Origin of the sequence: Pseudomonas sp. TH07, assembly GCF_016651285.1 — a bacterium.
Classification (GTDB): domain Bacteria; phylum Pseudomonadota; class Gammaproteobacteria; order Pseudomonadales; family Pseudomonadaceae; genus Aquipseudomonas.
Genome location: NZ_JAEKED010000001.1, coordinates 7,016,530 through 7,041,978, shown reverse-complemented (window position 1 = coordinate 7,041,978; position 25,449 = coordinate 7,016,530). Strand labels below are relative to the sequence as shown.

At 64.1% G+C, this 25,449-nt stretch carries 25 protein-coding genes and 4 tRNA genes; 20 read left to right on the top strand and 9 right to left on the bottom strand.

The window, feature by feature from the left end; translation table 11 throughout:
- Positions 1-62: 62 nt before the first annotated feature.
- A complete protein-coding gene (locus JFU57_RS32045) occupies positions 63-1,943 on the top strand; it encodes an MFS transporter (RefSeq protein ID WP_078470780.1) in 1,881 nt (626 codons plus the stop codon).
- A 66-nt stretch (positions 1,944-2,009) separates the two neighbouring features.
- Here JFU57_RS32045 and sugE read toward each other — a convergent pair whose 3' ends face one another.
- The 3 genes from sugE to rdgC form a co-directional block, all read right to left on the bottom strand.
- Complete coding sequence (gene sugE, locus JFU57_RS32040; protein WP_020295580.1) at positions 2,010-2,327, bottom strand: quaternary ammonium compound efflux SMR transporter SugE; 318 nt, start codon at positions 2,325-2,327, stop codon at positions 2,010-2,012.
- A 117-nt stretch (positions 2,328-2,444) separates the two neighbouring features.
- Positions 2,445-3,410, bottom strand: coding sequence for a bile acid:sodium symporter family protein (locus tag JFU57_RS32035; RefSeq protein WP_201131964.1), 966 nt, complete (start codon positions 3,408-3,410; stop codon positions 2,445-2,447).
- Positions 3,411-3,517: 107 nt separating this feature from the next.
- A complete protein-coding gene (gene rdgC / locus JFU57_RS32030) occupies positions 3,518-4,438 on the bottom strand; it encodes a recombination-associated protein RdgC (RefSeq protein WP_020295578.1) in 921 nt (306 codons plus the stop codon).
- A gap of 160 nt (positions 4,439-4,598) precedes the next feature.
- Between rdgC and JFU57_RS32025 the strand changes: the two genes are divergently transcribed.
- The 4 genes from JFU57_RS32025 to JFU57_RS32010 all read left to right on the top strand — a co-directional run bounded on the left by JFU57_RS32025 (position 4,599) and on the right by JFU57_RS32010 (position 5,129).
- A tRNA-Val gene (locus tag JFU57_RS32025) sits at positions 4,599-4,674 on the top strand.
- 19 nt (positions 4,675-4,693) lie between these two features.
- Positions 4,694-4,770 (top strand) — tRNA-Asp (locus JFU57_RS32020).
- 187 nt (positions 4,771-4,957) lie between these two features.
- Positions 4,958-5,033 (top strand) — tRNA-Val (locus JFU57_RS32015).
- A 19-nt stretch (positions 5,034-5,052) separates the two neighbouring features.
- A tRNA-Asp gene (locus JFU57_RS32010) sits at positions 5,053-5,129 on the top strand.
- A gap of 89 nt (positions 5,130-5,218) precedes the next feature.
- Here JFU57_RS32010 and tatC read toward each other — a convergent pair.
- Genes tatC through tatA form a run of 3 tightly spaced genes read right to left on the bottom strand, consistent with a single transcriptional unit; the run spans position 5,219 to position 6,506 of the window.
- A complete protein-coding gene (gene tatC, locus JFU57_RS32005; RefSeq protein ID WP_201131963.1) occupies positions 5,219-5,983 on the bottom strand; it encodes a twin-arginine translocase subunit TatC in 765 nt (254 codons plus the stop codon).
- A complete protein-coding gene (tatB, locus tag JFU57_RS32000; protein ID WP_078470777.1) occupies positions 5,980-6,288 on the bottom strand; it encodes a Sec-independent protein translocase protein TatB in 309 nt (102 codons plus the stop codon). The genes tatC and tatB overlap by 4 nt, the downstream gene beginning before the upstream one ends.
- The gene (gene tatA, locus JFU57_RS31995) at positions 6,288-6,506 is read right to left on the bottom strand and encodes a twin-arginine translocase TatA/TatE family subunit (RefSeq protein WP_020295575.1); all 219 of its coding nucleotides are present in this window, start codon (positions 6,504-6,506) and stop codon (positions 6,288-6,290) included. The genes tatB and tatA overlap by 1 nt, the downstream gene beginning before the upstream one ends.
- Positions 6,507-6,666: 160 nt before the next feature.
- On the opposite strand from tatA, the gene gspK reads away from it, so the two are divergent.
- Positions 6,667-7,632: a type II secretion system minor pseudopilin GspK gene (gspK, locus tag JFU57_RS31990; RefSeq protein WP_020295574.1), complete on the top strand. Its 966-nt coding sequence runs from the start codon at positions 6,667-6,669 to the stop codon at positions 7,630-7,632.
- A gap of 55 nt (positions 7,633-7,687) precedes the next feature.
- On the opposite strand, the gene JFU57_RS31985 is transcribed toward gspK, so the two are convergent.
- Positions 7,688-9,721 carry a PhoX family protein gene (locus tag JFU57_RS31985; RefSeq protein WP_201131962.1) on the bottom strand — a complete coding sequence of 678 codons (2,034 nt, stop codon included), beginning with the start codon at positions 9,719-9,721 and terminating at the stop codon, positions 7,688-7,690.
- Positions 9,722-9,954: 233 nt separating this feature from the next.
- Here JFU57_RS31985 and JFU57_RS31980 point away from each other — a divergent pair, with 233 nt between their 5' ends.
- From JFU57_RS31980 to gspN, 12 genes are read left to right on the top strand one after another with little or no spacing between them, the layout of a single operon-like run.
- Complete coding sequence (locus JFU57_RS31980) at positions 9,955-11,607, top strand: lipoprotein UxpA (protein ID WP_178102941.1); 1,653 nt, start codon at positions 9,955-9,957, stop codon at positions 11,605-11,607.
- The gene (locus JFU57_RS31975; protein ID WP_078470771.1) at positions 11,604-12,032 is read left to right on the top strand and encodes a hypothetical protein; all 429 of its coding nucleotides are present in this window, start codon (positions 11,604-11,606) and stop codon (positions 12,030-12,032) included. Before JFU57_RS31980 ends, JFU57_RS31975 begins: the two co-directional genes overlap by 4 nt.
- A gap of 7 nt (positions 12,033-12,039) precedes the next feature.
- The gene (gene gspD, locus JFU57_RS31970) at positions 12,040-13,980 is read left to right on the top strand and encodes a type II secretion system secretin GspD (protein ID WP_201131961.1); all 1,941 of its coding nucleotides are present in this window, start codon (positions 12,040-12,042) and stop codon (positions 13,978-13,980) included.
- A gap of 5 nt (positions 13,981-13,985) precedes the next feature.
- Positions 13,986-15,434 (top strand): GspE/PulE family protein, encoded by a 1,449-nt coding sequence (locus tag JFU57_RS31965; RefSeq protein ID WP_201132249.1) that lies wholly within the window; start codon positions 13,986-13,988, stop codon positions 15,432-15,434.
- On the top strand, positions 15,434-16,636 hold the full coding sequence (gene gspF, locus JFU57_RS31960; protein WP_201131960.1) for a type II secretion system inner membrane protein GspF: 1,203 nt from the start codon (positions 15,434-15,436) through the stop codon (positions 16,634-16,636). The genes JFU57_RS31965 and gspF overlap by 1 nt, the downstream gene beginning before the upstream one ends.
- A 17-nt stretch (positions 16,637-16,653) precedes the next feature.
- Positions 16,654-17,097 (top strand): type II secretion system major pseudopilin GspG, encoded by a 444-nt coding sequence (gspG, locus tag JFU57_RS31955; protein WP_020295567.1) that lies wholly within the window; start codon positions 16,654-16,656, stop codon positions 17,095-17,097.
- 2 nt (positions 17,098-17,099) lie between these two features.
- Positions 17,100-17,549 (top strand): type II secretion system minor pseudopilin GspH, encoded by a 450-nt coding sequence (gene gspH, locus JFU57_RS31950; RefSeq protein ID WP_201131959.1) that lies wholly within the window; start codon positions 17,100-17,102, stop codon positions 17,547-17,549.
- On the top strand, positions 17,546-17,911 hold the full coding sequence (locus tag JFU57_RS31945) for a type II secretion system protein (RefSeq protein WP_201131958.1): 366 nt from the start codon (positions 17,546-17,548) through the stop codon (positions 17,909-17,911). Before gspH ends, JFU57_RS31945 begins: the two co-directional genes overlap by 4 nt.
- Positions 17,908-18,498, top strand: coding sequence for a prepilin-type N-terminal cleavage/methylation domain-containing protein (locus JFU57_RS31940; RefSeq protein ID WP_078470767.1), 591 nt, complete (start codon positions 17,908-17,910; stop codon positions 18,496-18,498). The genes JFU57_RS31945 and JFU57_RS31940 overlap by 4 nt, the downstream gene beginning before the upstream one ends.
- Positions 18,499-18,506: 8 nt before the next feature.
- The gene (locus tag JFU57_RS31935; RefSeq protein ID WP_201131957.1) at positions 18,507-19,628 is read left to right on the top strand and encodes a GspL/Epsl periplasmic domain-containing protein; all 1,122 of its coding nucleotides are present in this window, start codon (positions 18,507-18,509) and stop codon (positions 19,626-19,628) included.
- Positions 19,625-20,062, top strand: a complete 438-nt coding sequence (gene gspM / locus JFU57_RS31930) for a type II secretion system protein GspM (protein WP_078470765.1) — start codon at positions 19,625-19,627, stop codon at positions 20,060-20,062. Before JFU57_RS31935 ends, gspM begins: the two co-directional genes overlap by 4 nt.
- Complete coding sequence (gene gspN, locus JFU57_RS31925) at positions 20,059-20,730, top strand: type II secretion system protein N (protein ID WP_201131955.1); 672 nt, start codon at positions 20,059-20,061, stop codon at positions 20,728-20,730. Before gspM ends, gspN begins: the two co-directional genes overlap by 4 nt.
- Positions 20,731-20,747: 17 nt before the next feature.
- Here the strand turns inward: gspN and JFU57_RS31920 are convergent, their stop codons facing one another.
- Together JFU57_RS31920 and JFU57_RS31915 are read right to left on the bottom strand one after the other, a co-directional pair.
- On the bottom strand, positions 20,748-21,884 hold the full coding sequence (locus tag JFU57_RS31920) for a catalase family protein (RefSeq protein ID WP_201131954.1): 1,137 nt from the start codon (positions 21,882-21,884) through the stop codon (positions 20,748-20,750).
- Positions 21,885-21,912: 28 nt separating this feature from the next.
- Positions 21,913-23,721, bottom strand: coding sequence for a di-heme-cytochrome C peroxidase (locus tag JFU57_RS31915; protein WP_201131953.1), 1,809 nt, complete (start codon positions 23,719-23,721; stop codon positions 21,913-21,915).
- A gap of 259 nt (positions 23,722-23,980) precedes the next feature.
- On the opposite strand from JFU57_RS31915, the gene JFU57_RS31910 reads away from it, so the two are divergent.
- Positions 23,981-24,694: an FKBP-type peptidyl-prolyl cis-trans isomerase gene (locus JFU57_RS31910; RefSeq protein WP_020295558.1), complete on the top strand. Its 714-nt coding sequence runs from the start codon at positions 23,981-23,983 to the stop codon at positions 24,692-24,694.
- A gap of 291 nt (positions 24,695-24,985) precedes the next feature.
- The gene (locus tag JFU57_RS31905; protein WP_020295557.1) at positions 24,986-25,441 is read left to right on the top strand and encodes a YkvA family protein; all 456 of its coding nucleotides are present in this window, start codon (positions 24,986-24,988) and stop codon (positions 25,439-25,441) included.
- Positions 25,442-25,449: the final 8 nt, after the last annotated feature.

Genomic DNA, 25,449 nt, shown 5'->3' with positions numbered 1-25,449 from the left:
TGGCCTGGATCAAAGATCGACATTCCAATAACCAGCATCCACGCCACTCAGGGACATGGAAGATGAGTCACCCTTCGCAGTTCACCTTGCTCCGCAAGCGGCGCTTCTTGCCGTTTTTCATCACGCAGTCCCTTGGTGCATTCAACGACAACATCTTCAAGCAGTCGCTGATTCTTGCCATTCTCTACAAGCTGACCATCGAGGGCGATCGCTCGGTCTGGGTCAACCTGTGTGCCTTGTTGTTCATTCTGCCGTTCTTCCTGTTTTCGGCGCTGGCCGGGCAGTTTGGCGAAAAGTTCGCCAAGGACTCACTGATCCGTCTGATCAAGCTGGGTGAAATCGCGATCATGGTGGTCGGCGCCGTGGGCTTTGCCTTCGATCATCTGTCGCTGATGCTGGTGGCGCTGTTCGCCATGGGCACTCACTCGGCGCTGTTCGGTCCGGTGAAGTATTCGATCCTGCCTCAGGCCCTGCGCGAAGAAGAGCTGGTGGGGGGCAACGGCCTGGTGGAAATGGGCACCTTCCTGGCGATCCTGGCCGGGACCATCGGCGCCGGGATCATGATGTCCTCGGCGCACTACGCACCCATCGTCTCCACGGCCATGATCGGGGTCGCGGTCCTGGGGTATCTGGCCAGTCGCAGCATTCCACGGGCCGCTGCGTCCAGCCCGGAAATGCGCCTGAACTGGAATATCTTCAGCCAGTCCTGGGCCACCCTGCGCCTGGGCCTGGGGCAGACGCCGGCAGTGTCGCGCTCGATTGTCGGCAACTCCTGGTTCTGGTTTGTCGGGGCGATCTACCTGACGCAGATTCCGGCCTACGCCAAGGAGTGGATGCACGGCGATGAGACCGTGGTCACGCTGATCCTGACCGTGTTCTCGGTGGGTATCGCGCTCGGTTCCATGCTGTGCGAGAAGCTGTCCGGGCGCAAAGTCGAGATCGGCCTGGTGCCTTTCGGCTCCCTGGGCTTGACGATTTTCGGCCTGTTGCTGTGGTGGCATTCGGGGGGCATTCCACTGAGCGCCAACCCTGAAGGGCACAGCTGGCTGGCGGTGCTCGGGTTTGGCCAGAGCTGGTGGGTGTTGCTCGATATCCTCGGGCTCGGTGTGTTCGGTGGCTTCTATATCGTGCCGCTGTACGCCTTGATCCAGTCGCGCACGCCGGAGAAGGAACGGGCGCGGGTGATTGCCGCCAACAATATTCTCAATGCCTTGTTCATGGTGGTCTCGGCGCTGGTCTCCATCGTGTTGCTGAGTGTGGCCAAGCTGTCGATCCCGCATTTGTTCCTGGTGGTGTCGCTGCTGAACATTCTGGTCAACGGCTACATCTTCAAGATCGTGCCCGAGTTCAGCATGCGCTTCATGATCTGGCTGCTGAGCCACTCGATGTACCGCGTCGAACATCGCAACCTGGACTTGATCCCCGACGAAGGCGCCGCCCTGCTGGTGTGCAACCACGTCTCGTTCGTCGATGCCTTGTTGATCGGCGGTGCGGTGCGCCGGCCGATTCGCTTTGTGATGTATTACAAAATCTACAACCTGCCGGTGCTGAACTTTATCTTCCGCACGGCCGGGACCATTCCCATCGCCGGACGTCACGAAGACCTGCAGATTTACGAAAAGGCCTTCAAAAGGATTGCCCAGTACCTGAAGGACGGTGAGTTGGTGTGCATCTTCCCGGAAGGCAAACTGACCGCCGATGGCGAGCTCAATGAGTTCAAGGGTGGCTTGACGCGGATTCTGCAGGAGACTCCGGTGCCTGTGATTCCGTTGGCGCTGCAAGGATTATGGGGCAGCTTCTTCAGCCGCGATCCGGGCAAGGGGCTGTTTCGCCGGCTCTGGTCGCACGTGACCCTGGTGGCCGGTCCGCCGGTGGCGGTGGAGGCCGCCGAGCCGGCCCACTTGCAGACGCTGGTGGGGCAGTTGCGCGGCAGCGTGCGCTAGTTTCAGCCAGGCAAAAAAACGCCCGCATGATTGCGGGCGTTTTTATTGGCATCGGATTTCTTGCCGTCAGCTGGCGCTGACCTTCAGACCGACCAGCCCGGCGATGATCAGGCCGACACTCAGCAGTCGGACCAGGGCCATGGATTCACCAAACAGAATGATCCCGGCGATCACCGTGCCGACTGCGCCGACCCCGGTCCAGATCGCATAGGCGGTGCCCAGGGGCAACTCCTTCATGGCCAGGCCCAGCAGGCCCAGGCTGATGGCCATGGCGATCACGGTCAGGGCGGTGGGCAGCGGGCGGCTGAAGCCATCGGTGTATTTCAGGCCGACGGCCCAGCCAACTTCAAACAGGCCGGCAAAAAACAGAATGATCCAGGACATGAACACCTCCATCGATTGATGGGGCCGTCCCCAGATTGATAACTCGATCGAGCCGCGAGGTCGTCCCCGCGATGCGCAGTATAGTGCCCACTAATAATCCCTCGATCAAGCCCGCGCTTACTCGGCTGTGGGTTGCGCGGCCTGCTTGCGGTCTTCCTTTTCACTCATGCGGCGGAAATAGGTCGAGAGCAGCGCTCCGGAAATATTGTGCCAGACACTGAACAGCGCGCTGGGCACTGCCGCCAGGGGTGAAAAGTGCGCGCTGGCCAGGGCCGCGCCCAGGCCGGAGTTCTGCATGCCGACTTCCAGTGCCAGGGATTTACGCTGGGCCAGCGGCAGTTTGAACAGCTTGCCGGTGAAGTAGCCCAGCAGGTAGCCGAAGCTGTTGTGCAGCATGACCACGGCCATGATCAGCAGGCCCGATTCGGCGATCTTCGCCTGACTGGCGGCGACCACGGCGGTCACGATAATCACGATGCTGACCACTGACACCAGGGGCAATACCTCCACCGCGTGCCGCACCCGATCACCCAGCAGGCGCTGGGCCGCCACGCCCAGCACGATTGGCAGCAACACCACCTGCAGGATCGACCAGAACAGCTCCATGAACGAAACCGGCAGCCAGGCTGAAGCCAGTAGCCAGATCAGCGCCGGGGTCAGCACCGGGGCGAGGAGGGTGGTGACGGCGGCGATGGCCACGGACAACGCCAGGTCGCCCCGGGCCAGCCAGGTCATTACGTTGGATGAGGTGCCGCTCGGGCAGCAGCCCACCAGGATCACCCCGACCGCGATTTCCGCGGGCAGATGGAACACCTGGCACAGCAGCCAGGCCACCCCCGGCATGATCACGAAATGCGCGACCACCCCCAGCGCCACCCGCCATGGATGGCGCGCGACCTCAGCGAAGTCATCGAGCTTCAGGGTCAGGCCCATGCCGAACATCACCAGGCCCAGCAGCGGCACGATGGCGCCCTTGAGGCCGATGAACCAGCCGGGTTGCAGGAACGCCACCACGGCGAAAATCAGCACCCAGTAAGCGAAGGTATTGCCGACAAAACGACTCAATGCAGCCAGTGCACGCATGGCCTGTTCCTTATTATGTGAAAACGCCACCCGGGCGGTGGCGTCTATAAACAGTGGCTGGCTTGGCTGCGGCGTTGCGGCTGCGGCCAGGCCGGGTCCCGCAAGGGTCAGATGCCTTGTGGTATTTCTTCGCCACCCAATGCTTCGACCAACGCCGGCAGGAATTCGCCGAAGGTCAGCATCATCAGGGTGAAGCTGGCGTCCAGCTGGCCGAGGGCTTCTTCGCCGCCGTCCTGTTCCGCCTGGTCTTGCAGCAGGTCTTCGAACTTCAGGCGCTTGACGGTCATTTTGTCGTCAAGCATGAAGGACAGCTTGTCCTGCCAGGCCAGGGATAGCTGGGTGACCACTTTGCCAGTGCTCAGGTGCAGCTGGATCTCTTCGCTGGTCAAGTCCTGGCGTTTGCAGCGCACGATGCCGCCATCTTCATGGGTGTCGCGCAGCTCGCACTCGTCGAGCACGAAGAAGTCGGCCGCGGTTTCCTGGGTCTTGACCCAGTCGGTCATGATCGCGGTCGGTGCAGTCTTGACGGTCAGCGGACGTACCGGCAGGGTGCCGAGCACTTCGCGCAGGGTGGAGAGCAGGTCTTCAGCGCGTTTCGGGCTGGCCGAGTTGACTAGGATCAGGCCCTGTTTCGGCGCGATGGCGGCAAAGGTCGAGGAACGACGAATAAAGGCGCGGGGCAGGAAGGCCTGGATGATTTCATCCTTGATCTGGTCGCGCTCCTTTTTATAGACCTTGCGCATTTGTTCGGCTTCGATCTCTTCGACCTTTTCCTTCAGGGCGTCGCGTACGACGCTGCCAGGCAGGATGCGTTCTTCCTTGCGCGCGGCAACCAGCAGGAAATCCTGGCTGACGTGGACCAGGGGCGCATCTTCGCCTTTGCCGAACGGCGCGACGAAACCGTAGGTGGTCAACTCCTGGCTTGCACATGGACGCGCCAGTTTGGTGGCCAGTGCGGTTTCCAGCGCCTCAGCATCAAAGGGCAGATCTTGGGTCAGGCGATAGATAAGCAGGTTTTTGAACCACATGGGGTGAATCTCTCCTTTATACAAAGGAGGGCATTATTCTCTTCGCGGCTGCTCAGGCCAACCCTTCGCTAAGCCTTTGGAAGGCATGAAAAAATTATTATAAAAAGTGCTTGCCAGAGTTCGGGTCGCTCCGTAGAATGCGCGCCACACCGAAAGTGAAGGGTGATTAGCTCAGCTGGGAGAGCATCTGCCTTACAAGCAGAGGGTCGGCGGTTCGATCCCGTCATCACCCACCATTCGCTTCAAGTGTTACGCGCAGCGGTAGTTCAGTCGGTTAGAATACCGGCCTGTCACGCCGGGGGTCGCGGGTTCGAGTCCCGTCCGCTGCGCCATATTCGGTTACCTGGAACGCTGAACGCCAGGTCACCACGGAAAGCCCGCTAACGCGGGTTTTTTTGTGCCTGTATTTTGCGGGTGCCCGTTGTCTTGCAATTATTTCTGCTTTTTTTAATAAATTGTTTATTTAAATCAGCACGTTATGAATTTTTGTGAGAGAATGCGCCCCGCAACGAAGGTAAAGGGTGATTAGCTCAGCTGGGAGAGCATCTGCCTTACAAGCAGAGGGTCGGCGGTTCGATCCCGTCATCACCCACCACTTACTTTCAACGCTACGCGCAGCGGTAGTTCAGTCGGTTAGAATACCGGCCTGTCACGCCGGGGGTCGCGGGTTCGAGTCCCGTCCGCTGCGCCATTATTCAGTTTCCAAGCCCCTTGAACGCTTGGAAGCGCCAAAGAAAGCGACCTTAGGGTCGCTTTTTTTGTGCCCGGATTTTGCCCTGCTCAACCTACTGCGTGAGATGACGACTCGTCGGTGCGCGGCTTGCTCACCGAGCGGCTGGCCAGCAGGCCCACCTCGAACAGCATCCACATCGGCACCGCCAGCATGGTTTGCGAAAACACGTCTGGCGGCGTCAGCAGCATGCCGACCACAAAGCAGCCGACGATCACGTACGGCCGACTTTTTTGCAGGGTCTGCACGTCGGTGATGCCGGCCCAGATCACCAGGAAGGTCGCCACCGGAATTTCAAAGGCCAGGCCGAACGCCAGCAGCAGCGCGAGAATGAAATCCAGGTACAGCGCGATGTCGGTCATCATTGCCACCCCGTCCGGCGTGACGCTGGTAAAGAAGCCGAACATCATCGGGAACACCAGGAAAAACGCAAACGCCATGCCGCCGTAAAACAGCAGCACGCTGACGGCCAGCAACCACGCGGCAATCCGCCGTTCCTGGCGATACACCGCCGGTGCGATCACCCCCCAAACCTGATGCAGCAGCAGCGGCATGCTGATGAACAGGGCAATCATCATCGTCAGCTTGAGCGGTGCCAGAAACGGTGAGGTCACGCCGGTGGCGATCATGCTGGCGCCGGCGGGCAGGAATTCGCGCAGCGGTTGCGAGACGAAGCTGTACAGGGTCTGGGCGAAGGGAAACAAGGCGCAGAACACCAGGGTGATGGCCAGGGCGCAACGCAGCAGGCGCGAGCGCAATTGAGTCAGGTGCCCGGTCACCGACAGGCGTCGAGCAGGCAAGGGCAAGTCGTTCATGGGGTGGGGTGTCCTGATGGGGTGCCGCTCTCGGGTTGCGGCGCCCCCGGGGGCGGGGCCTCCAGGCGGATGCCGTCGCGCAGTTGCTGCTCCAGTTGCCGCAGAGGCGCCTGGTCGAGGCCCTGGAGCAGGTGCTCGTTATCCAGCTCCTGGGTCACCTGGGCCTTGAGCGTATTCATCGCGCGTTTGGCCCGGCCCAGCCACAAGCCGGCGTTGCGCGCAGCAACCGGCAAGCGTTCCGGGCCCAGCACCAAGAGAGCCACCAGGCCGACCAGCAGCAGTTCGCTGAAGCCGATATCGAACATCAGTGTTTGCTGTCTGCAGATCGATTGTGCGCGGCGTCCACCTCAAGCCCGGTTTTTGCCGGGTCCTGCTGGGCACCGGGCTCGTTGCCCATCGATGAGCGGAACCCCTTGATCGCCTCGCCCACATCGCTGCCCAGCCCTTTCAAGCGTTTGGTGCCGAACAGCATCATCACGATCAGCAGCACGATGACCAGTTGCCAAATCCCTATACCACCCATATCGACGCTCCAAGCCATTGATTTGAAATATAAAGGCGCAGTTTGCCGAGGCTTTGTGACGCTGCGGTGACGTTTTCGGGGGATTTGTGTGAGCCTGCCACCTGGCTGAAACATCCACTGTGTTGACTGTCGCCTGTTGTTCAACAAAGGCGGCGTGGCGATGTTCGGTAAACGGCAGCAAGGGGCAGCGTTGTTGATGGTCCTGGTGGCCCTGGCAATGCTGGCGGGGGGCATGGCGTGGATGGTCGAGCAGGGGCGGCAGGAGGTCGACAGCGTGCGGCTGATCCAGCAACGGGTGCAGGCGCGGGCTATCGAGCGGGCGGCGCTGGCCTTCACCGAGCAGGCGCTGCAGGACCCGTTATGGCGCGCCAGCCCGCTGTTCTGGCAGGCCTTGCGCGGGCAGCCCCTGAGCTATGACTTCAAGGGCGGCAAGGCGAGCATTCGAATTCGCGACCTGCACAGCTGTTTCAACGTCAATGCATTGATTGGCCCCGAGGCCGAGCGTGCGCAACGCCAGCTGGTGCAGTTGCTGGGCGCCGACATGGCCGCCGAACGCCTGGCGCAGACCCTGGCCGACTGGCTCGACGCCGACCAGCAGACGCGCCTGCAGGGTGCGGAAAGCAACGAATACCTGCGCCAGTTGCCGCCGCGCCTGGCGGCCAATCAGTTGATGGGCGATATCAGCGAGTTGAACCTGCTGCTGACCGCCGATGCCGGTCGGGCCCTGCGCTACCCGCAACTGTGCGCCCTGGCCGAAACCTCGGGCTGGCGCCTGAACGCCAATGCCTTGAGCCTGGATATGCTGCCGCTGCTGGATGCGCTGTATGAGGGCGAGGTGTCGCGCTCGCTGCTGACTCGCCTGGTCAGTGCACGCCCTGCCGGGGGCTATCGCGATGCCGGCGATCTGCGCCAGGCCCTGGGAGCGCTGGATGACCCGACGTTCGAGCGGATCAGTGAAGGCTTGCAGCTCAATGGCGATCACTTTCTGCTGCAACTGGAGATCGATCTGGACGGCCAGCTGTTTCGCAGCCAATACCGGGTCGAAGCCCAGGGCGTGGTCAAGTGGCATGCCAGGGTGCCGGCCCAGGGCATGCTGCTGCGCTCGCGCGAACCGCTGCCTTTATAGGGCGGACGGCAAAAGCCCCGAACCAGTCGGGGCTTTTGTGGTGGCGGGGCGGTTGTCAGATCGCCAGTTCACCCCCATCGCTGCGCTGGATCACCACCGTGGATGCGCGTGGGCGCACAGTGCCGACCGTGACATCGGTGGCCACATCGGTGGACGGCCAGTTGCCCGGGTGCTGGATATTGACGAACACGGTTTTGTTGTCGGGGGTGAAGGTCACGCCGGTCACTTCGCAGCCGTTGGGCCCGACGAAGAAGCGCCGCAGGTCGACCTGGTTCTGGGCGTTGACCGGCACCTGTTTGCCCTGGGCATCGACCAGGTTGGTGGGGATCACCACCAGCATCTGATCGTTGGTGTAGCTGGTGAGGGTGGATTCGCCGTTGTCGGTCTGGATCCACATCACCCCACGGCTGTCGAAGCTCATGCCGTCCGGGCTGGCGAACTGGTTGAGTACGGTCAGGCCGGAGCGGTTGATGTCCGGGGTGCCGGCGGCGTTGGCGCCGAAGACAAAGATGTCCCAGGTGAAGGCGATCTGATTGTCGGCGTCGTGCCAGCGAATGATGTGCCCGTGCTTGTTGTTGACGCGCGGGTTGGCGGCGTTGGCCACGGTGCGGCTGGTGTTGTTGGTGAGCGTCAGGTAGACGTCGCCATTGAGCGGGTTGACCGAGGTCCATTCCGGGCGGTCCATGGGCGTGGCGCCCACGGCGTCGGCGGCGCCCCGAGTGTTGAGGATGATCCCCGGCAGGTCGGTGAATTTCGCCCCCAGGGTGCTGCCGTCGGTGGTGGCGCTGGCCACGTCGAGCAGCAGCCAGTCGCCGCTGCCATCGGCGTTGAAGCGCGCCACGTACAGCTTGCCGCTGTCCATGTACTTGGTGCCGGTGGCCAGGCGATCGCTGGGGTTGGCGTCGGCCGGGTCCCACAGGGCGGTGGAGACGAACTTGTACAGGTACTCGTTCTGCGAGTCGTCGCCGCTGTAGAACACCACCGGTTTGCCGGCGGTGGTCAGGCCCGGCCAGCAGCCTTCATGGCGGAACCGGCCGAGGGCGGTGCGTTTCACCGCGCGGGTGGCGGAGTTGTAGGGGTCGATCTCGACGATATAGCCATAGGTGCTGGCTTCGTTGCGGTAGTCGTCGGTGGCGGTGGCGCCAGTGGGGGTTACGTTGAAACGGCTGAACTCTTCGGCCACTTCGCTCGGGTCGCCGGCGGCGGTTTCCCAGCGATAGTTGCCGTTGGTGGTGCCGACGCCGATCCGCACCTGGTCTGCCGGCCGGGCGCCGCTTTTATTGATGAAGATCCCTGGCCAGTTTTCCTCGCAGGTGAGGTAGGTGCCCCACGGCGTGTAGCCGTTGCCGCAGTTGTTGTTGGTGCCGCGGGTCTGGGTGCCGGTGGGCGAGAACTTGGTCTTGACGTGGTCGGTGCCTTTCATCGGGCCTGACAGGTCCATCACCGTGGCGGTGGTGAAGCGGCGGTTCAGCGGGTCGTTTTCAATCACCTGCCAGCGGCCGCTGATCTTGGTCACGCGCATCACGCCGGCGCCGTGGGCGTTGATTTCCTTGCGCACTTCCTCGACCGGGCGAATGCCGCCGATCAGGGTGGCGCCGGCCGGGTGCAGGGCGGCCTGGTCGATGTATTCGTGGTTGATGGCGATCAGGCCGTCGGTGGAGCTGCCATTGATCGGGAAGAACCGCATGCCGTCGTGGTGCATGCCCACCGAGTTGGCCTGGTCGGTCGAGGTGTTGCTGCCGTCGCTTTTCCAGGCGGCGGCGGTGCTGTTCAACGGCGTGCCCCAGGGCGCCAGGACATGGGCGGTGTAGCCGGCGGCCACGGTGCAGGCGTCGATCAGGGAGCCGGGGATCGAGTTGAAGCCCAGTTTCAGTGCTGGCTTGGTGGTCGGTGGCGGCGTGCTGTCGTTGTCTGAGCCGCTGTCGCTGTCAAAGCAGCCGGTCAGGCCGGTGCCGGCAATCATGGCGATCGCGGCGCCGAGCCCGCCACGTACCACGCTGCGACGGCTGAGGTAGGTAGTGAGTACCGATTCCATCGGCTCGTTGAGGCTCAGATTGCGATTCTGGTTGTCGCCAGTCTCTCGACTCATTTCATCAGGTCCTTTGTAGATCACGGTTGGTTTGAAAGGAACCGGGACTGTAAGAGCCGAGTGTGATGATTCTTTGGCGGTTTTGTTAAAAACGGATTTAACCTGCTTTCTTTTATTTCCTTTTGTTACAAAGCCGCAGATTTCAGCCCTGTTAAAAAACTGACATTAAACCGTCATTAATTGCCCGCCACTATGCCGCCCCTGTGAAGAGTTAGCCTCAGGGTGAGAGAACAATGGCTTCAATGGTGCGGCGCGATGTATTGGGATGGATGACGCTCGGGGCCTGTGCGCCCTGGCTCGCCGGCTGCTCCAGCCTGGGGGCTGCGGCGGGGCCGAGCGACAGCCAGCCGGTGGATCTGTTGTATGTCGCCGATACCCTCGACGCCCGCCAGCCGGGTCGCCCGGTGGTGCCCGCCACTCGCCTGGGGCCGGCGACACGTATCGGCCAGGCACCCTGGATCACCGGGGCCAATGCCCGTTCTGCCCAAGCCGGCGGCAGCCCGCTCGATGGCCTGCTTGATGCGGCCTTGAGCGATGGTGTGGAAACCGGCGGCTACGCGGTGCTCGGTGCGCTGCTGCAACGCTTGCGCGAGGAGTCCGGCCACGGCAACAGCCTGACCCTGGAAAACGGCCAGTGCTGGAACGGCAGTGGCCTGGCCTACCTGACCCGCGGGGTCTCCGGAGTCCAGGGCAGCGCCTTGCTTGGCAGCGAAGTGCGAGTCAGCAGCGATGAACGTGTGCTCTGGCCGGACCAATGCCAGGGGCTGTACCACCAGTTCGGCCATCCGGTACTGGGCGCCGGGCTGGCCAGCGACAGCGCGCAACGCCTGGCCACCCCCGGCATGAGTGTGTTCCGCCGTGGCGGCGTGCGCATCGCCGTGGTCGGGATCACCGATCCCTATGCCCGGGATCAGAAAGCTTCCCTCAAGCAATGGCTGCACAGCCTGCAGCCGGTGCTGACTCAGGCCCGGGCCGAAGCCGACCTGGTGGTGGCCCTGGCCGATGTCGGCACTGGTCCGGGGTTCTGGCTGGCCGAGCGCCTGAGCCAGGTCGATCTGGTGCTCTGTGCCCGGGGTCAGGACCTGTGGCCGCAACCGGTGGAAATCCTGCAAGGCTCCGGCAAACGGGTCCCGGTGCTGCTGGGCGGGGCCCGGGCCAGCGGCGCGTTTCGTATCCGTTGCCAGGCCCAGGCCGGGCAGTGGCGGTTCGAAGCGCGCTTCTACCCGGCCTTCAACAATGCCCTGGACGCCGGCGGACAAGCCCATGCCCAACGCCTGCGCCAAAGCCTGCAACAACAGCGGGCGGCTCACGCCGGCTGGCTCGATCAACCCTTGGCCCGGGCCCCGGAAAACCTTTGGCGCCGCGATGTGCGCGGCGGCAGTTGGGACCGCCTGTTGCACCAGGCACTGGCGAGCCAGCCCGACAGCGCGGTGTTGCTGCCGGGGTTGCGCTACGACAGCCCCCTGGCGCGGGGCCAGATGATTACCCGCGAACACCTGATCAGCCTGAGTGGCAGCTACCCGGCGCCGGTGGTCGACGTGCCGGCGCAGCAGGTGCGCCAGGTACTGGAGAACGCGGCCGAGCAACTGTTTGGCGAGCCGTTGCTGCTGGATAACAGCCAGGATCTGCCGCGCTGGCTTGGCCAGCCCTGGCAGGTCACCTACAGCCCCAGCGGCAAGCGGGTCAGCGAGTTTGCCGAACCGCTCGGCCAATGCCGGACCTTCGGCCTGGGCTTTGACGCCGAGGCCGGGCAACCGCTGTGGCAACACCTGGAAGGCTGGTTGCGCGAGCGGCCGGCGGATTGGCAACTGGCGCCGCTGCAACTGCCGCACGTGCGTTACGTGCAGGGTCATCCCGGGTGGCACCCACGGAGCCTGATCAGTTGAGCCGTGCCGGCGGCCTGTTCAACCTGGTGCTGGTGACCCTGCTGGCCTGGCTGGCGGCGCGCTGCGTGCTGCAACTCTGGCACGGCGCCGCGCAACCGCCGCCGCAGTATCCGCAACCGGCTCCGGTGGCCGACCTGCTCCAGCGGCATTGGGCACCGCGCCAGGCGCCAGGCAGCGACTTGCCGCTGACCACGCTCAAGGTCGATTACCTGGGCAGCCTCAAGGCCAGCCAGCTGCGCGCCACGGTGGTGGTGCTGCGTTACCAGCAACAAGAACGGACGTTGACCCTTGGTCAGCGCCTGGCCCCGGGCATCGTCTTGCACGACATCGATGAGCGCGGGCTGATTTTCGACAATCAAGGGCAGCACGAACGCCTGCCGTGGCCGCCCCGGCGGCCGGTGATCGGCCTCACGCGCCAGGAATGAACCGACTATGCACATGATCAATAAATGCCTGGGCCTGACGGCCTTGTGCCTGAGCTTGAGTTTTATTCCGGCCGGCGCCGAAGAAGAGGAGGCCTTGTATGAGGTCAACTTCATCGACACCGAGCTGACCGACTTTATCGACAGCGTGTCGCGCATCACCAGCACCACCTTCATCATCGACCCCCGGGTCAAGGGCAAGGTCACGGTGCGCAGCATCGAGATGCTCGGCAGCGAAGAGATCTACGACATCTTTCTCGCCCAACTGCGGGCCCAGGGGTTTGCCGCGGTCGACCTGCCCAATGGCAGCGTGAAGATCGTGCCCGACCAGGCGGCGCGCCTGGAGCCGGTGCCGGTGGAGTCCTCGCGCCAGGACCCGCAAGTCAATGACGGCATGGCGACCCGGGTGTTCAGCGTGCGCAACGCCGCCAGCGAGCAGATGCTGAACATCCTCAAGCCGCTGATCGACCCCCGGGTCGGGGTGATTACCCCCTATCCCTCGGCCAACCTGTTGGTGATCACCGACTGGCGCAGCAACCTGGACCGCATCGACAGCCTGCTGTTGCAGCTCGACCAGGTCAGCCAGGAACCCCTGGAGGTGTTGCCCCTGATCAACGCCAGCGCCAACGACACCGCGCAGTTGATGACCCGCCTGCTGGCCCGGGAACAGGGCGCCGACAGCGCGCAAGTGATTGCCGACCCACGCAGCAACGCCTTGCTGGTGCGCGGCAGTGCCGATAGCCGGCAGCGGGTGCGGACCCTGCTCAAGCAGCTGGACCAACCCCAGAGCGCGCTGCGCAGTTCCAACACCGTCGTGATGTACCTGCGCCACGCCAATGCGGCCGAGGTGGTCAAGGTGCTGCGCGGCCTGACCCAGGACACGGCGGCCGGCGCGCCACCGGCCGAAGGCGAGCAGAAGCAGGTGGCGGTCAGCACCTCGGGGATCCGCATGGAGTCGGAGGAGGGCACCAACGCCGTGGTGATGGTGGGTCCGGACAGTGAAATCGCCGCCTACCGCACCATCGTCGAACAGCTGGATATCCGCCGCGCCCAGGTGGTGGTCGAAGCGATCATTGCCGAAGTCTCCGACACCCGTGCCCAGGAGTTGGGGGTGCAGTGGCTGTTTATGGGCGACTCCTTCGGCGGCGGTGCGGTCAACTTCACCGGCAGCGGCGCCAGCATCACCAGCCTGGCGGCCGCCGCCTCCAGCAACGACACCGCCGGGCTGGGCAAGCTTCTGGCGAATGTCCCGGGGGTGACTGCCGGGGTCGGCAACCTGAGCGGTGGCGGGCTGAATTTCCTGGCCCTGCTCAATGCACTGAAAAGCGAAAGCGGCTTCAACCTGCTGTCGACTCCGACCCTGCTCACCCTGGACAACGCCGAGGCGTCGATCCTGGTGGGTCAGGAAGTGCCCTTCGTCACCGGCTCGGTCACGCAAAACAACACCAACCCCTACCAGACCATCGAGCGCAAGGAAGTGGGGATCAAGCTGCGGATCAAACCGCAGATCAATATCGACAACACCGTGCGCCTGGACATCGTCCAGGAAGTGTCTTCGATTGCCGACAGTGCCGGCGCCAGCGATGTCATCACCAACAAGCGCGAGATCAAGACCAAGGTCATGGTCGAGGACAACGGCCTGGTGGTGCTCGGCGGGCTGATCGGCGACGAAGCCAAATCCGGCGACCAGCGCGTGCCCTGGCTCGGCGATATTCCGGGCTTGGGCCGGCTGTTCCGCTCCACTTCCAGCCAGCGCACCAAGCAGAACCTGATGGTGTTTATCCGCCCGCGAATCATGCGTGACGGTGAGACCCTGGCCCAACTCAGCAGCGAAAAATATCGCAACCTCAAGGTCAACACGTCCCTGGCCTTGCCGGCGCTTTCGCAGAGCAATGCCTTGCTGCAGTTGTTCCCCGCCAGCCGCGAGCGCCTGGATGCCGGCACATGGTAAGCAGCCTGTTGCCCTATCGGCTGGCACGCCAGGCCGGCCTGGCGCGGGTGCCGGGCCAGGATGGCTGGAGCCTTTTGCTGCGCGAGGATGTCGACACCGATGCCTTGCAGGAAGTGTTGCGGGTCCATGGCCTGCCATTGGCGGTCGAGCACCTGGACCCGGCCCAGTACGAAGTGCGCCTGGGCAGCCTGTACCAGGCCGGGGAGTCGGCCACCGCGGCCTTGATCGAAGGGATTGGCGAGCAGGTTGACCTCGACAGCCTGATCAGCGAGTTGCCGCGGATCGAGGACCTGCTCGAAAGCGACAACGAAGCGCCGGTGATCCGCCTGATCAACGGGTTGTTCGCCGAGGGCCTGCGTTTGCGGGCGTCGGATATCCATGTCGAAACCTTCGAGCAGAGCCTGGTGGTGCGGCTGCGGGTCGATGGCCATTTGCGTGAGATCCTGCGCCCGCCCCGGGCCCTGTCAGCGATGCTGGTGTCGCGGATCAAGGTCATGGCACGCCTGGATATCGCCGAAAAACGCCAGCCCCAGGACGGGCGCATCACCCTGCGCTCGGGCGGTCGCGAGGTGGATATCCGGGTCTCGACCTTGCCCGGCATCCACGGCGAACGGGTGGTGATGCGGGTGCTCGACAAGCAGGCCAACCTGCTGGACCTGAACAACCTGGGCATGCCGGCCGAGGTCGAGCAGGCGCTGCGTGCCTGCCTGTCGCGGCCCAACGGCATTCTGCTCAGCACCGGGCCCACCGGCTCGGGCAAGACCACCACCCTCTATGCCAGCCTCAATGCGTTGAACGACGGTTCGTGCAACATCCTCACCGTCGAAGACCCGGTGGAATACGCGATCACCGGCATCGGCCAGACCGCGATCAACCCCCGGGCCGGCATGACCTTCGCCAGTGGCCTGCGGGCGATTCTGCGCCAGGACCCGGACGTGATCATGCTCGGTGAAATTCGCGACCAGGAGACCGCGCAGATCGCGGTGCAGGCCAGCCTGACCGGGCACCTGGTGCTGTCGACCCTGCACACTAACAGCGCGGTGGGCGCCGTGACCCGCTTGCGCGACATGGGCATCGAACCCTTTCTGATTGCCTCCAGCCTCAAGGGCGTCATGGCCCAGCGCCTGGTGCGGCGCTTGTGCCATTGCGCCACCCCCGTGCCGTTGCAGGCTGCCGAGCGCCAGCTGTGGCCGGAACTGGCGCAGCTGGAGCAGAGCTTTCACCCTCAGGGCTGCGAAGACTGCCAGGGCAGCGGCTACAACGGACGCATCGGGCTCTACGAATTCATCACTTTGGATGCCGGGCTGATCAGCCTGCTGTACGACGGTGCCAGCGAAATGGCCATGCACGACTACCTGGCGGACAAGCGCCAGAGCCTCACGGCCATGGCCACCGAATGCCTGCGCCTGGGCCAGACCAGCCTCGAGCAAGTACTGCGCGCGGTGCGTGACTGATGCCGACGTATCGCTACCAGGCCCTGGACCTGCTCGGGCGCAGCCGCAAAGCCAGCATCCAGGCAGAGAGCGAGCGCCATGCCCGGCAGTTGCTGCGCGAGCAGGGCTTGTTCGCCCGCGACTTGCAGGTGCAGCGCGGGAGCCTGTCGAGCCCGCGCGGGCAACGCTTGAACCATGGGCAACTGTGCGAGCTGACGCGGCAGTTGGCGACCTTGCTCAGTGCCGGCATTCCCCTGGTGGATGCCCTGGCGACCCTGGAGCGCCAGCTTGCGGAGCCGGCGATTCGCAACCTGCTGGTGGCGGTGCGCGGTGCCCTGGGCGAAGGCCTGAGCCTGGCCCAGAGCCTGCGGCGCCAGGGCGGGCAGTTCAACACCCTGTATTGCGCACTGGTCGAGGCCGGCGAGCGCTCCGGCAAATTGGCCCCGGTGCTGGAGCGGCTGGCCGAGCACCTGGAGCAGGTGCAGAAGCAGCGGCACAAGGCCCGCACCGCCCTGGTGTACCCGGCGGTGCTGATCCTGGTGTCGCTGGCGGTGGTGATCGGCCTCATGACTTTTGTGGTGCCCAAACTCACCGAGCAGTTCAGCCATACCGGGCAGAGCCTGCCCCTGATTACCCGAGTGCTGATCGGCGCCAGCGAAGGCCTGGTGCTGCTCGGCCCCTGGTTGTTGGCCCTGGCGTTGGTGCTGGGGCTGGGCGCCCGATTGTTGCTGCGCCAGGCGCCGTGGCGCTTGCGCCGCGACCGCCTGGCATTGCGCCTGCCACGGGTCGGGACGCTGTTGTCGGTGCTGGAAAGCGCTCGGGTCTCGCGCAGCCTGGCGATTTTGCTGGGCAGCGGTGTGCCGTTGCTCGAATCCCTGGAAGTGGCGACCGCCACGGTGGGTAACCGGCAGATTCACCAGGCTCTGGAAACCGTGCGCGAGCAGGTCGAAGGCGGCGTGACCCTGTACCGGGCGCTGAGCGCCAGTGGGTATTTCCCGCCGATGCTGCTGAACATGGTGGCCAGCGGCGAGGCCAGCGGCACCTTGCCCGACATGCTCGAACGGGTTGCCGACAACCAGGAGCGCGGTTTTGCGCGGCAGGTCGACCTGCTGCTGGCGCTGTTCGAACCGCTGATGATTCTGCTGATGGGGGCGGTGGTGTTGTTCATCGTGCTGGCGGTGCTGCTGCCGATCATGCAGCTCAACCAAGGCCTTACTTTCTGAAAAAGGAGATCCATGCCATGCCTGGCAATCGTGTGTTCAAGCGCCGCGAGCGCGGTTTCACCCTGATGGAAATCATGGTGGTGATTTTTATCATCGGCCTGCTGATCGCGGTGGTCGCCCCCAGCGTCCTGGGCAGCCAGGACAAAGCCATGCGCCAGAAAGTCCTGGCGGACCTGGCGACCCTCGAGCAGGCCCTGGACATGTACCGCCTGGACAACCTGCGCTTCCCCAGTTCCGAGCAGGGGCTGCTGGCTCTGACCAGCAAGCCGAGCGTGGAGCCGTTGCCCCGCAGCTGGCGCGCCGATGGCTATATCCGGCGCCTGCCCCAGGACCCATGGGGCAACGCCTACCGCTACCGCACCCCGGGCCAGCATGGTCGGGTGGATGTGTTCTCCCTGGGCGCCGACGGCCAGGAAGGGGGCGAGGGCACCGACGCCGACATTGGTAGCTGGGACCTCTAGGCATGCCGCGCTGCGACGGTTTCTCGCTCCTGGAAATGCTGGTGGTCTTGCTGATCGTCGGGTTGTTCAGCGCCCTCGGCGTGGCTGCGCTGGATGCCGGCCAGGCCCCGATGCGCCAGGCTCTGGCGCAATTGGCCAATGACGCCCGGACCCAAGCCGCCCAGGCCCGGCATGGCGGACAACTGCTGGGATTGCGCTGGAACGGCCGGCAGCCGGAGTTCGTGCGCTGGCAGGTGGCGCAGGGCCGGGGAGCCTGGCGCGTCGAGGGTGCACGCTCCACGCCCTGGCCGGCCCAGTTGCAGCCCGACTGGCCTCGCAGCGCCGAGCCGCAGGTGATTTTCACTCCCTCCGGACTGGCCCGCCCCGTGGCCTTGACCTGGCGCTGGCCCGAGGGCAGCCAGCGCTGGCAATGGCGCGCCGACAACACCCTGGAGATTGCGATCCAGCCATGAAGCGCCAACGAGGTTTTACCTTGCTCGAAGTCACAGTCGCCCTGGGGATCGCCGCACTGATGGCGGTGATGGTCAGCCAGCTGTTGCGCCAACGCATCGCCACCCACCAGGCGGTGGCGCAACACCGTGTCGGCAGTTTGTGCGCCCGGGAGCTGGAAGCGCGCTTTGGCGTGGAACGCTACTGGCCGCAGATCAACGCGGTGAGTGGCGAACTGCGCCAGGGCCACACCACCTGTCACTGGCAATTGGCGCTGGGCAACACCGGGGTCAACCGCCTGCGGCGCGGGGAGCTGACGCTGTTCGCCGACCCCGAGCAGCGCCAGCCCCTGGGCCGGTTCAGCCTGTTTCTGGTGCGCCCATGAGGGCGGCGCAGCGCGGCCTGACCCTGATCGAGTTGCTGGTGGCGATGGCCTTGACTGCGGTGCTCGGGGTGCTGCTCGCGGCCCTGGTCAATGGCTGGATCAAGGTTCGCGAGCGCCTTGAAGAGCCTGGCAGCGAACCCCGGGTGCTGGAGTTCTGCCTGGCCCTGGAGCGGCGTTTCGATGCCCTGGTGCTGCGTCAGTTGTATGAACAGCGTCTGCCACTGGGGCTGACCTGGCTGGATTGGCAACCCGGGCTCGGCCACTTGCAGTGGGTAGCACTGGGCGCCTGGCCAGCGGCTGACGCCACATCCCGGGTGCAGCGCCAGCGCCTGGTGTTCGACCCCCGGCAACGGCGCCTGAATCTCCTGACCTCGGCCGACCTTTACGCGGCCGGCATGCCGCGTTGGGAGCTGCGTGAGTCGCTGGAAAACATCGACCGGGCCACCTTCAGTTTTTATCAGGGCACGCGCTGGCTGGCCTTTCCTTCCACCGTTGCCGCTCAGCCCAATCGTGGCGTGCGGATCGAGTTCGAGCACCAAGGAGCGCCTTATGTCTGTACCTTCGCCTTGCCCGACACCCAGCCATGAGCCGCAGCATGTTTGAGCGTCTGCGGGCCAAGCCGCGACAGTGGCTGCTGGTGCGGCCGCCGACCAGCACCGACGCTGGCTGGCAATGGCTGCACTACGCCGCGCAGCAGCCTCGATCCAGCGGTGACTGGCCGCCGCCGGCCGCCTATCTGGAGCTGCCCGGGGCCTTGATCATTCCAGCGCTCGATTGCAGCCATTTCTGCCTGCCGGCGCCCCCGGGGCTCAAGCGCCATGAGTGGCCGCAATTGTTCGAAGACTATGGGCAACAGCCTGCCGAGCAGTTGCTGGTCAGTTGTTTGTCCCGGGATTGCGGGCACCTCGAGCTGCTGGTGATGCAGCGCCAGCAGGTGCAGCAGTGGCTGGCCGAATGTGCGGCGCTGGGGGTGCAGATCACCCAGGGCTGGGCCGAGCTGCAATTGTTGCCGCAGCCCGAACCCGGGCACGGCGTGTGTTGGCAGCGCGAGCAGTTGCTGTGTCTCAAGCGCGGTGGCCAGGCGCAGCCCGGGCAGTGGCTGGTGTGGCCACAGGTGCTGGGCGCGACTTTGCCGCAGGCCTGGCGTGAGTTGCCCGTGGAGCAGATTGCAGGCACCTGGCCCTCGCGACTGGCAGCGTTGGAGCAGGTGCCCGGGGTGCTGGAGGGCGCGCGTCCGCAGCCTGGCCGCGGGCGTCGCTCTGCGCTGATGACCGGGTTGCAGCGCCGCTTGCTGCTTGCTTGCGCGTTGCTGGCGGTCTGCTGGGGTGCGGTTTATCTGCTGCAGACCTGGCAGCAGCTCGCTGACTGGAAGGCTCAGGTCAAGGCCGTGGCCGGGCCGTCCAGCAGCCCGCTCCAGGCGCGGGGCGCGCTCGCTCGGTTGCAGAATCAGGACACTGACTGGCGGGTGCGTCAGCAGCAGATCGTCACCCTGGAGCAGGCACTGTCGGCCTGGTTGCAACAACAGCCGGGCTGGTCGGTATCGAGCAATCATTTTGACGGCCGGCTCTGGCGCGTGGGCCTCAGTGGCAGCGGGGTGCGGCCCGAGCCGGCTGAGTGGCAGGCGATGGCCCAGGCAGCCGGGGCCCAATGGCGTGCCGAGCCCCAGGGCCCTGGCGCTGACCTGCAGTTGAGCTTTGATCTGGGGGAACAGCCATGAGCGTACGGATGCTTGCGTACCTGGACAGCTTCAAGCAATTGGCCCCGGCCCGGCGTTATGGCGTGCTGGTCGGCTGGGCCCTGGTGCTGCTGTTGCTGCTGGTGCTCTTGACCCGGCCCCTGCTGGCGGCCTGGCAAGAGGCGCGCCAGTGGCAGGCTTTGGCCCAGCAGGCGCGCACCCTGGCGCCGCGCCCGGTGTTTTCCAATGAACACTGGCAGGCCCTGGCCGCCTCGCGGCAGTGGGTCCTGACCCATGTCGAACGCCAGGGCGAACGCTGGCAGTTGCAGGGTGAACTGCCCGGTCCCCAAGCCTTGCAGCAGTTGCTGCGCACGGTGCAGGAACAGGGCGGGCGCCCGATGCAGTGGAGCCTGGAGCGTGGCGCGCAAGGATACGCCTTCAGCCTGGAGCTGGCCGCCGGGGTTGAGGGGGCATGAGCCGCCACATCGCCTGGGGCGTTCTGGTGTTTGCCTTGACCCTGTTGCTGGAACTGCCGGCAGCCTTTGTCGCCCGCCAGGTGCCTTGGCCAGCGCAATGGCAGCCCGACGGGGTCTCGGGCAGTGTGTGGCAGGGCCGGGCGACCCGGTTCGCAAGCCTGGGGCCGCTGGAGTGGGAGGTCCGACCCTGGGCGCGGGAGGTGCGGTTGAACCTGGGGTTTCAACAACGGTTCTGGGAGGGCTCGGTCCGCGGCTGGCCCTGGAACTGGCAGGTGCAGTTGGCACCGCGTGCGGCCAGCGCGATGCCCGCGACGGCATGGGTGCTGGACGGGCGCTGGCAGGGGCGGCTCCAGGTCAATGGCGCCGGGCGTCGTTGTCGCAGCGCTGAAGGTGAATTACTGGGCAGCGAGCTCGCGCTGCTGAGCCCATGGCAGATCAACCTGGGCAGCACCCGGATCGAACTGCAATGCCGGGATGGGCTGCAACTGTTGGCAGTCTTGCAGCTGCCTGGCGAACACGGTTTCAAGGTCGAGGCCGACCTGCAACGCCAGCGCGTGCAGGTGGATGGGCGGGTTGAACCGGACGCCGCCGTCATCCCGCTGCTGGTTCAGGCGCGCTGGCTGCAACCCTCGGCGCAGACCTTCAGCAAGGTCCTGGGTAAACCCTGAGGGCTGCGCGGCGCTGATCACTGCTCGGCGTTTCGGCTGTGGCGGTAGTCGCTGACGGCTTCATACACCGCTTTGCGCAGGCGGTTGATGCCGCCAATCGGGCGATGTTCTTCCAGGCCGAACCAGGGGTTGAAGGACTGGTTGTCGCAGGCCAGGTTCTGCGCCGGGGTATCGAAATCCTGGGGCGCAATCCTGACCCGGGCCACGGTCTCGAACGGGGCATCGCTTTCGCGCCACTCGATGCTGGTGTCTTCCAGCGGCATGTATTTGCTCGGGTCCTGGCGCTGGATCTGCAACACGTAGCAGGCCGCCACCCGGTCGGTGGACAGTTGCTGGGTCAGGGCGCTGCGCAGGAAGTTGGGCAGGTCCTGATTCTGCGCCGGCAGCTCGTAGCTCGGGCAACTCGCCGGATCCGGCGCGACCCGGAATTTGGCGTTGGCGCTGCCGAACTTGTAGGGCGATACCGAGAAGTAGGTGGTCTGGGTCGGGCTGGTAGGCGCGGGTGACAGGGTAGCCAGGGCGATAAACAGATGACGCACCTGCCAACTGCGCGGATCCCAGCCGGGGAAGAACGCCAGGACCTTCTTGCCGTCGGCCTGGGCCGCGACGTTCTGCGCGTATTCCGCCACATCGCTGACGAAGAAGTTGGGATGGTTGAACATCACAAAATCCTGTTCGGTGCGCAGCGGTTGGTCCTTGAGCAGTTGTGGCCCCGCCACGTCGAGCAGCTTGATCGCCATGCCCCGTGCATCTCGGATGCTGTCGAACTGCGGGTAGGCATTGCCGTTGGACAAGCGGATGTTCGCTTGCCAGGTCTTGCCCGGCTCGGCGAAGACCCCTTGGCGCAACTCGGGGGCCAGTTGCTCCAGCACCCGGACCTCGGCCTTGACGCAGCCGTGGGCCTTGGCGTGGGCATCGCGCAGGTAGCGAGTGCCTTCGCGGTGCTGGTCGACGATGCGTACGGCGGTCTGGATGATGCCCTGGGTCATGGCCGCCTCGCCCGACGGAATCTGCTCCTGGGCCGAGACCGCGCCGCTGTGGTGCCAGGCAAACCAGGCGCTGGACAGGGCCCAACCGAGCAGTCCCAGGCCCAGCAGCCAGAGTAGAGTCTTGCCCAGCAGGGCACCGACGCGTAGCCAGAGGGTTATCAGCATGGGGCAATCCTTTTAACGAAGTCGATCATCATGGCAGTTGTGGTTCCAGCGGCCCGCCCAGGACCTTCAGGTATTCGAGCAGGGCCCAGCGTTCCTCGGGTTGCAGCAGGCGACCGATCACCCCGTTGCCCCGTGCCCCCGAGCGAAATTCGTGGCCGCTGTTGTGGTTGCCGCTGATTCGGGTGTCGAACACGAAGCCATTGGCGAAAGCCTCGGTGCGATAACCCAGGTGGCGCGGGTCGTATTCGAAGGTGCCTCTATAGAAGGTGGTGGCGCGCTCATCCTGAGGCGACAGCAACTGATAGATGCTTGGAACCGAACCGTTATGCAGGAACGGCGGCGTGGCCCACACCCCCGCCAGCGGCCGGGCCTTGTAGGCACGCAGTTCGCGTACGCCGATCGGCAGGCCGAAACCGTCGAGCTGGGGCCGCTCTTCGGGGGTGACCTGGGCATCGCGGTAGGCGCGCTCCTCGACAAAGGCGGTGACGTAGGCCAGGCCCTTGGCTACCGACAGTTGGCTCATGTCCAGCGCCTCGGTGAGCGTCGGATGCAGTTGCACATTGGACGCTGACAGTTGCGCGGCGTCCCACTTCAGGGCGCTGAGGTCGTAGCGCTGGTCGGCAATGTTGTTGGCGCTGTTGGGGTCAGTGCCGATCACCTCGACCGGCAGCATCTTCAATTGCTGGACCGGGCGGCCGTTGACCTGGGTCACGGGAGGCACGTGGCAGCCGGCGCAGTTCTCGTTAAACAGCCCACGACCCTTGGCCGCCAGCGGCAGGTCGATGGCGCCGAACAGCTCCTGCGGCCACGCTGGCGGCTTGAGGCGCTGCAGGGTTTCTTCAATCAGGTTCAGGTCCCGCACCCTTACGCTTGAGGGGTAGCGTGCTTCGTTCTGCAGCGGCTGGCCGTTGCCGTCGAAGAAATTCAGGGTGGCGCCCACCCCCAGGGCTTCGCCTATGTTTCGGGCCATGGGCTGCTGGGCCGAACCGTTCCACTGCACCCAGTCGAAGGTCCAGATGTCCCACAGTTGCGGGTAATCCACCGGGGCGTTGGCGACGCGGTAGTTATCGGGAGTGATCGCATCGCCGAAGCTGGCATTGGCGATACGGCCGAAGGCATCGGTGCGTCCCGGGCCCTCTTCGGTTGGATAGAGGCCCCGGTGGGTATCGTTCCAGGCCACGCGCAGGAAGTTGTTCAGCGACAACTTGAAATCTTTGCGCAGCTGTTGGTGCTGGGCCTCGTAATCATCGCCCAGTACATTGCGCGCGAAGCGCTCGAATTTCCACGGGTTGTAATAGGTGGCGGCCAGGCTGGCCACCAACGCCTGGCCAAAACTGCCGCCACGCAGGGTCGGCACGCTGGAGGGCAGCACATGCTGGGCCGAACCACCGTCGATGCGCAGTGCCTGGTTATTGAAGCGCAGCTCGCCGGTGTGGCAGGCGGCGCAGGTGATGTCCAAGTACTGCGCCGAGTTGCCCGGGTTCTGGTGGCGGGCAAAGCCCACCGGCAGATTGCCCGGGTTGTTCGGCGTGGCTTTCTGCGCCGGGTCCACCAGGAAGCCGAAGCGCGCCAAGTACTCGGGTGCCGCGAAGCGCTGCTCGGAAAACGGCAACTCCAGGGCGCCGAACCACTCATAACGCAGGCCTTTGACCTGGGTGCCCTGGGGGGTGAAGTAGTAGGTCTGGCGGTCGGCAGCACTCCACTGTTCCAGGTAGTGCACCTGTTGCGGCGGCTGATAGGCCGGCAATCTGGGGTTGGCGACGTAGTACAGGACGACGGCTAGGATAATTCCGAGCAGCAGTGCGATCAGGGTCAATACACGGTAGAAAAGGCGCAAGTTAAACATCCTTGTCGAATTTTGTTTCCTTATGCACTAGGGCACCAGGCTGGGCAAGTCGCCATTATCGCGTAATCAGGCCGCCCGCGGGCTTTGGCGGCGGGTGCCGCCCTGGCCTTTGCAGGCTGATTAAATGCGCTTTAAGACGTGAACTAATCCAGGGTTTGTTGCTCTCATGCCGGTAGCCATTGGTTGTGGGCGCCTGATAAGCTCGCGGCTTTATTCGATTGCCCTTTTGGCGCATGAACAAGGAAATAGCATGAAACAGCATCGGTTGGCGGCGGCGGTGGCCCTGGTTAGCCTGGTACTTGCGGGTTGTGACTCGCAGACCAGCGTAGAGCTGAAAACCCCGGCGCAAAAAGCTTCCTACGGTATTGGCCTGAACATGGGCAAAAGTCTTGCCCAGGAAGGCATGGATGATCTGGATTCCAAAGCGGTAGCCCAGGGCATCGAAGATGCCGTCGGCAAGAAAGAACAGAAGCTGAAAGATGACGAGTTGGTCGAAGCCTTCGCTGCCCTGCAAAAACGTGCAGAAGAGCGCATGGCCAAGGTCAGCGAAGAGTCGGCTGCAGCCGGCAAGAAATTCCTCGAAGAGAACGGCAAGAAGTCTGGTGTGACCACCACCGCTTCCGGTCTGCAGTATGAAGTGCTGAAGAAGGCCGACGGCGCTCAGCCCAAGCCGACTGACGTAGTGACTGTTCACTACACCGGCACCCTGACCAACGGCACCGTGTTCGACAGCTCCGTCGAGCGTGGCAGCCCGATCGATCTGCCGGTAAGCGGCGTGATCCCGGGTTGGGTCGAAGGCCTGCAACTGATGCACGTTGGCGAGAAGTACAAGCTGTACATCCCTAGCGACCTGGCTTACGGCGCGCAAAGCCCGAGCCCGGCGATTCCAGCCAACTCGGTGCTGGTATTCGAGCTGGAACTGCTGGGTATAAAAGATCCAGCCAAGCAAGACGCCGCCAAGTAATACGCGTCTGTGTTTGAAACAACGCCCCGCTTGACGGGGCGTTGTCGCATCTGGCGCTTGATGCTGGTAAAAAATGCGAACGGACGCTGCAAGGCGCAGTCTGATCAAGAGGTAAGCAGTGGGTAGCCGCACAAGGCTGCCAAGTCAATGAAATAATGGGTTTTTTTATGTGAGTAAAAAACGCCCGATCTGACCTCAGCCCTTATGAAACGGGGCTTTCAGCCGTGAAAAATAGCTCTGTTCACAAGGTTATCCACAATTTGTGTGGATAACATTTCAGTGGGAGTGAAGATGAAAGCGCCGTGGAATTTTTCCCGCTTCCTGCCCCTCGCCGGAAGGCTGCTCAGCCGTGGTCGCCTGCCTACCCTGTTGTTCGCCGTGGCGAGCAAAGGCGCCAGCCAGGGCAACCGCCTCGGCAAGCTCAAGGACGACCTGCGACTGCTCCAGGCCTTGTGCCTGGCCTACTGGCGTGGCGAATATCGGGCGATCAGCCCCAAGTCGATGATTTCAATTGTGGCTGGCCTGATGTATTTCCTCAGTCCGCTGGATGCGATTCCCGACTTCATTCCGGTTTTCGGCATGATCGACGACATCGCCGTGCTGGCCTGGGTGATGAAAACCCTGGACGACGAACTCAATGCCTTCCGCGCTTGGCGTAATCGCCAACTGCCGGAGAAGCTCGCCGTGGTTGAACGTTTGCCCGATACCCCGGAGCAATTGCAACTCGAGGCCCCGAAGAAAGACTGAATCCTGCG

What these genes read in the sequence shown, in the direction of transcription:
- JFU57_RS32045 (WP_078470780.1), top strand. Translation starts at nt 63, where the DNA reads ATGAGTCACCCTTCGCAGTTCACCTTGCTCCGCAAGCGGCGCTTCTTG.
- sugE (WP_020295580.1), bottom strand. Translation starts at nt 2,327, where the DNA reads ATGTCCTGGATCATTCTGTTTTTTGCCGGCCTGTTTGAAGTTGGCTGG.
- JFU57_RS32035 (WP_201131964.1), bottom strand. Translation starts at nt 3,410, where the DNA reads ATGCGTGCACTGGCTGCATTGAGTCGTTTTGTCGGCAATACCTTCGCT.
- rdgC (WP_020295578.1), bottom strand. Translation starts at nt 4,438, where the DNA reads ATGTGGTTCAAAAACCTGCTTATCTATCGCCTGACCCAAGATCTGCCC.
- tatC (WP_201131963.1), bottom strand. Translation starts at nt 5,983, where the DNA reads ATGAACGACTTGCCCTTGCCTGCTCGACGCCTGTCGGTGACCGGGCAC.
- tatB (WP_078470777.1), bottom strand. Translation starts at nt 6,288, where the DNA reads ATGTTCGATATCGGCTTCAGCGAACTGCTGCTGGTCGGCCTGGTGGCT.
- tatA (WP_020295575.1), bottom strand. Translation starts at nt 6,506, where the DNA reads ATGGGTGGTATAGGGATTTGGCAACTGGTCATCGTGCTGCTGATCGTG.
- gspK (WP_020295574.1), top strand. Translation starts at nt 6,667, where the DNA reads ATGTTCGGTAAACGGCAGCAAGGGGCAGCGTTGTTGATGGTCCTGGTG.
- JFU57_RS31985 (WP_201131962.1), bottom strand. Translation starts at nt 9,721, where the DNA reads ATGAGTCGAGAGACTGGCGACAACCAGAATCGCAATCTGAGCCTCAAC.
- JFU57_RS31980 (WP_178102941.1), top strand. Translation starts at nt 9,955, where the DNA reads ATGGCTTCAATGGTGCGGCGCGATGTATTGGGATGGATGACGCTCGGG.
- gspD (WP_201131961.1), top strand. Translation starts at nt 12,040, where the DNA reads ATGCACATGATCAATAAATGCCTGGGCCTGACGGCCTTGTGCCTGAGC.
- gspF (WP_201131960.1), top strand. Translation starts at nt 15,434, where the DNA reads ATGCCGACGTATCGCTACCAGGCCCTGGACCTGCTCGGGCGCAGCCGC.
- gspG (WP_020295567.1), top strand. Translation starts at nt 16,654, where the DNA reads ATGCCTGGCAATCGTGTGTTCAAGCGCCGCGAGCGCGGTTTCACCCTG.
- gspH (WP_201131959.1), top strand. Translation starts at nt 17,100, where the DNA reads ATGCCGCGCTGCGACGGTTTCTCGCTCCTGGAAATGCTGGTGGTCTTG.
- JFU57_RS31945 (WP_201131958.1), top strand. Translation starts at nt 17,546, where the DNA reads ATGAAGCGCCAACGAGGTTTTACCTTGCTCGAAGTCACAGTCGCCCTG.
- JFU57_RS31940 (WP_078470767.1), top strand. Translation starts at nt 17,908, where the DNA reads ATGAGGGCGGCGCAGCGCGGCCTGACCCTGATCGAGTTGCTGGTGGCG.
- JFU57_RS31935 (WP_201131957.1), top strand. Translation starts at nt 18,507, where the DNA reads ATGTTTGAGCGTCTGCGGGCCAAGCCGCGACAGTGGCTGCTGGTGCGG.
- gspM (WP_078470765.1), top strand. Translation starts at nt 19,625, where the DNA reads ATGAGCGTACGGATGCTTGCGTACCTGGACAGCTTCAAGCAATTGGCC.
- gspN (WP_201131955.1), top strand. Translation starts at nt 20,059, where the DNA reads ATGAGCCGCCACATCGCCTGGGGCGTTCTGGTGTTTGCCTTGACCCTG.
- JFU57_RS31920 (WP_201131954.1), bottom strand. Translation starts at nt 21,884, where the DNA reads ATGCTGATAACCCTCTGGCTACGCGTCGGTGCCCTGCTGGGCAAGACT.
- JFU57_RS31910 (WP_020295558.1), top strand. Translation starts at nt 23,981, where the DNA reads ATGAAACAGCATCGGTTGGCGGCGGCGGTGGCCCTGGTTAGCCTGGTA.
- JFU57_RS31905 (WP_020295557.1), top strand. Translation starts at nt 24,986, where the DNA reads ATGAAAGCGCCGTGGAATTTTTCCCGCTTCCTGCCCCTCGCCGGAAGG.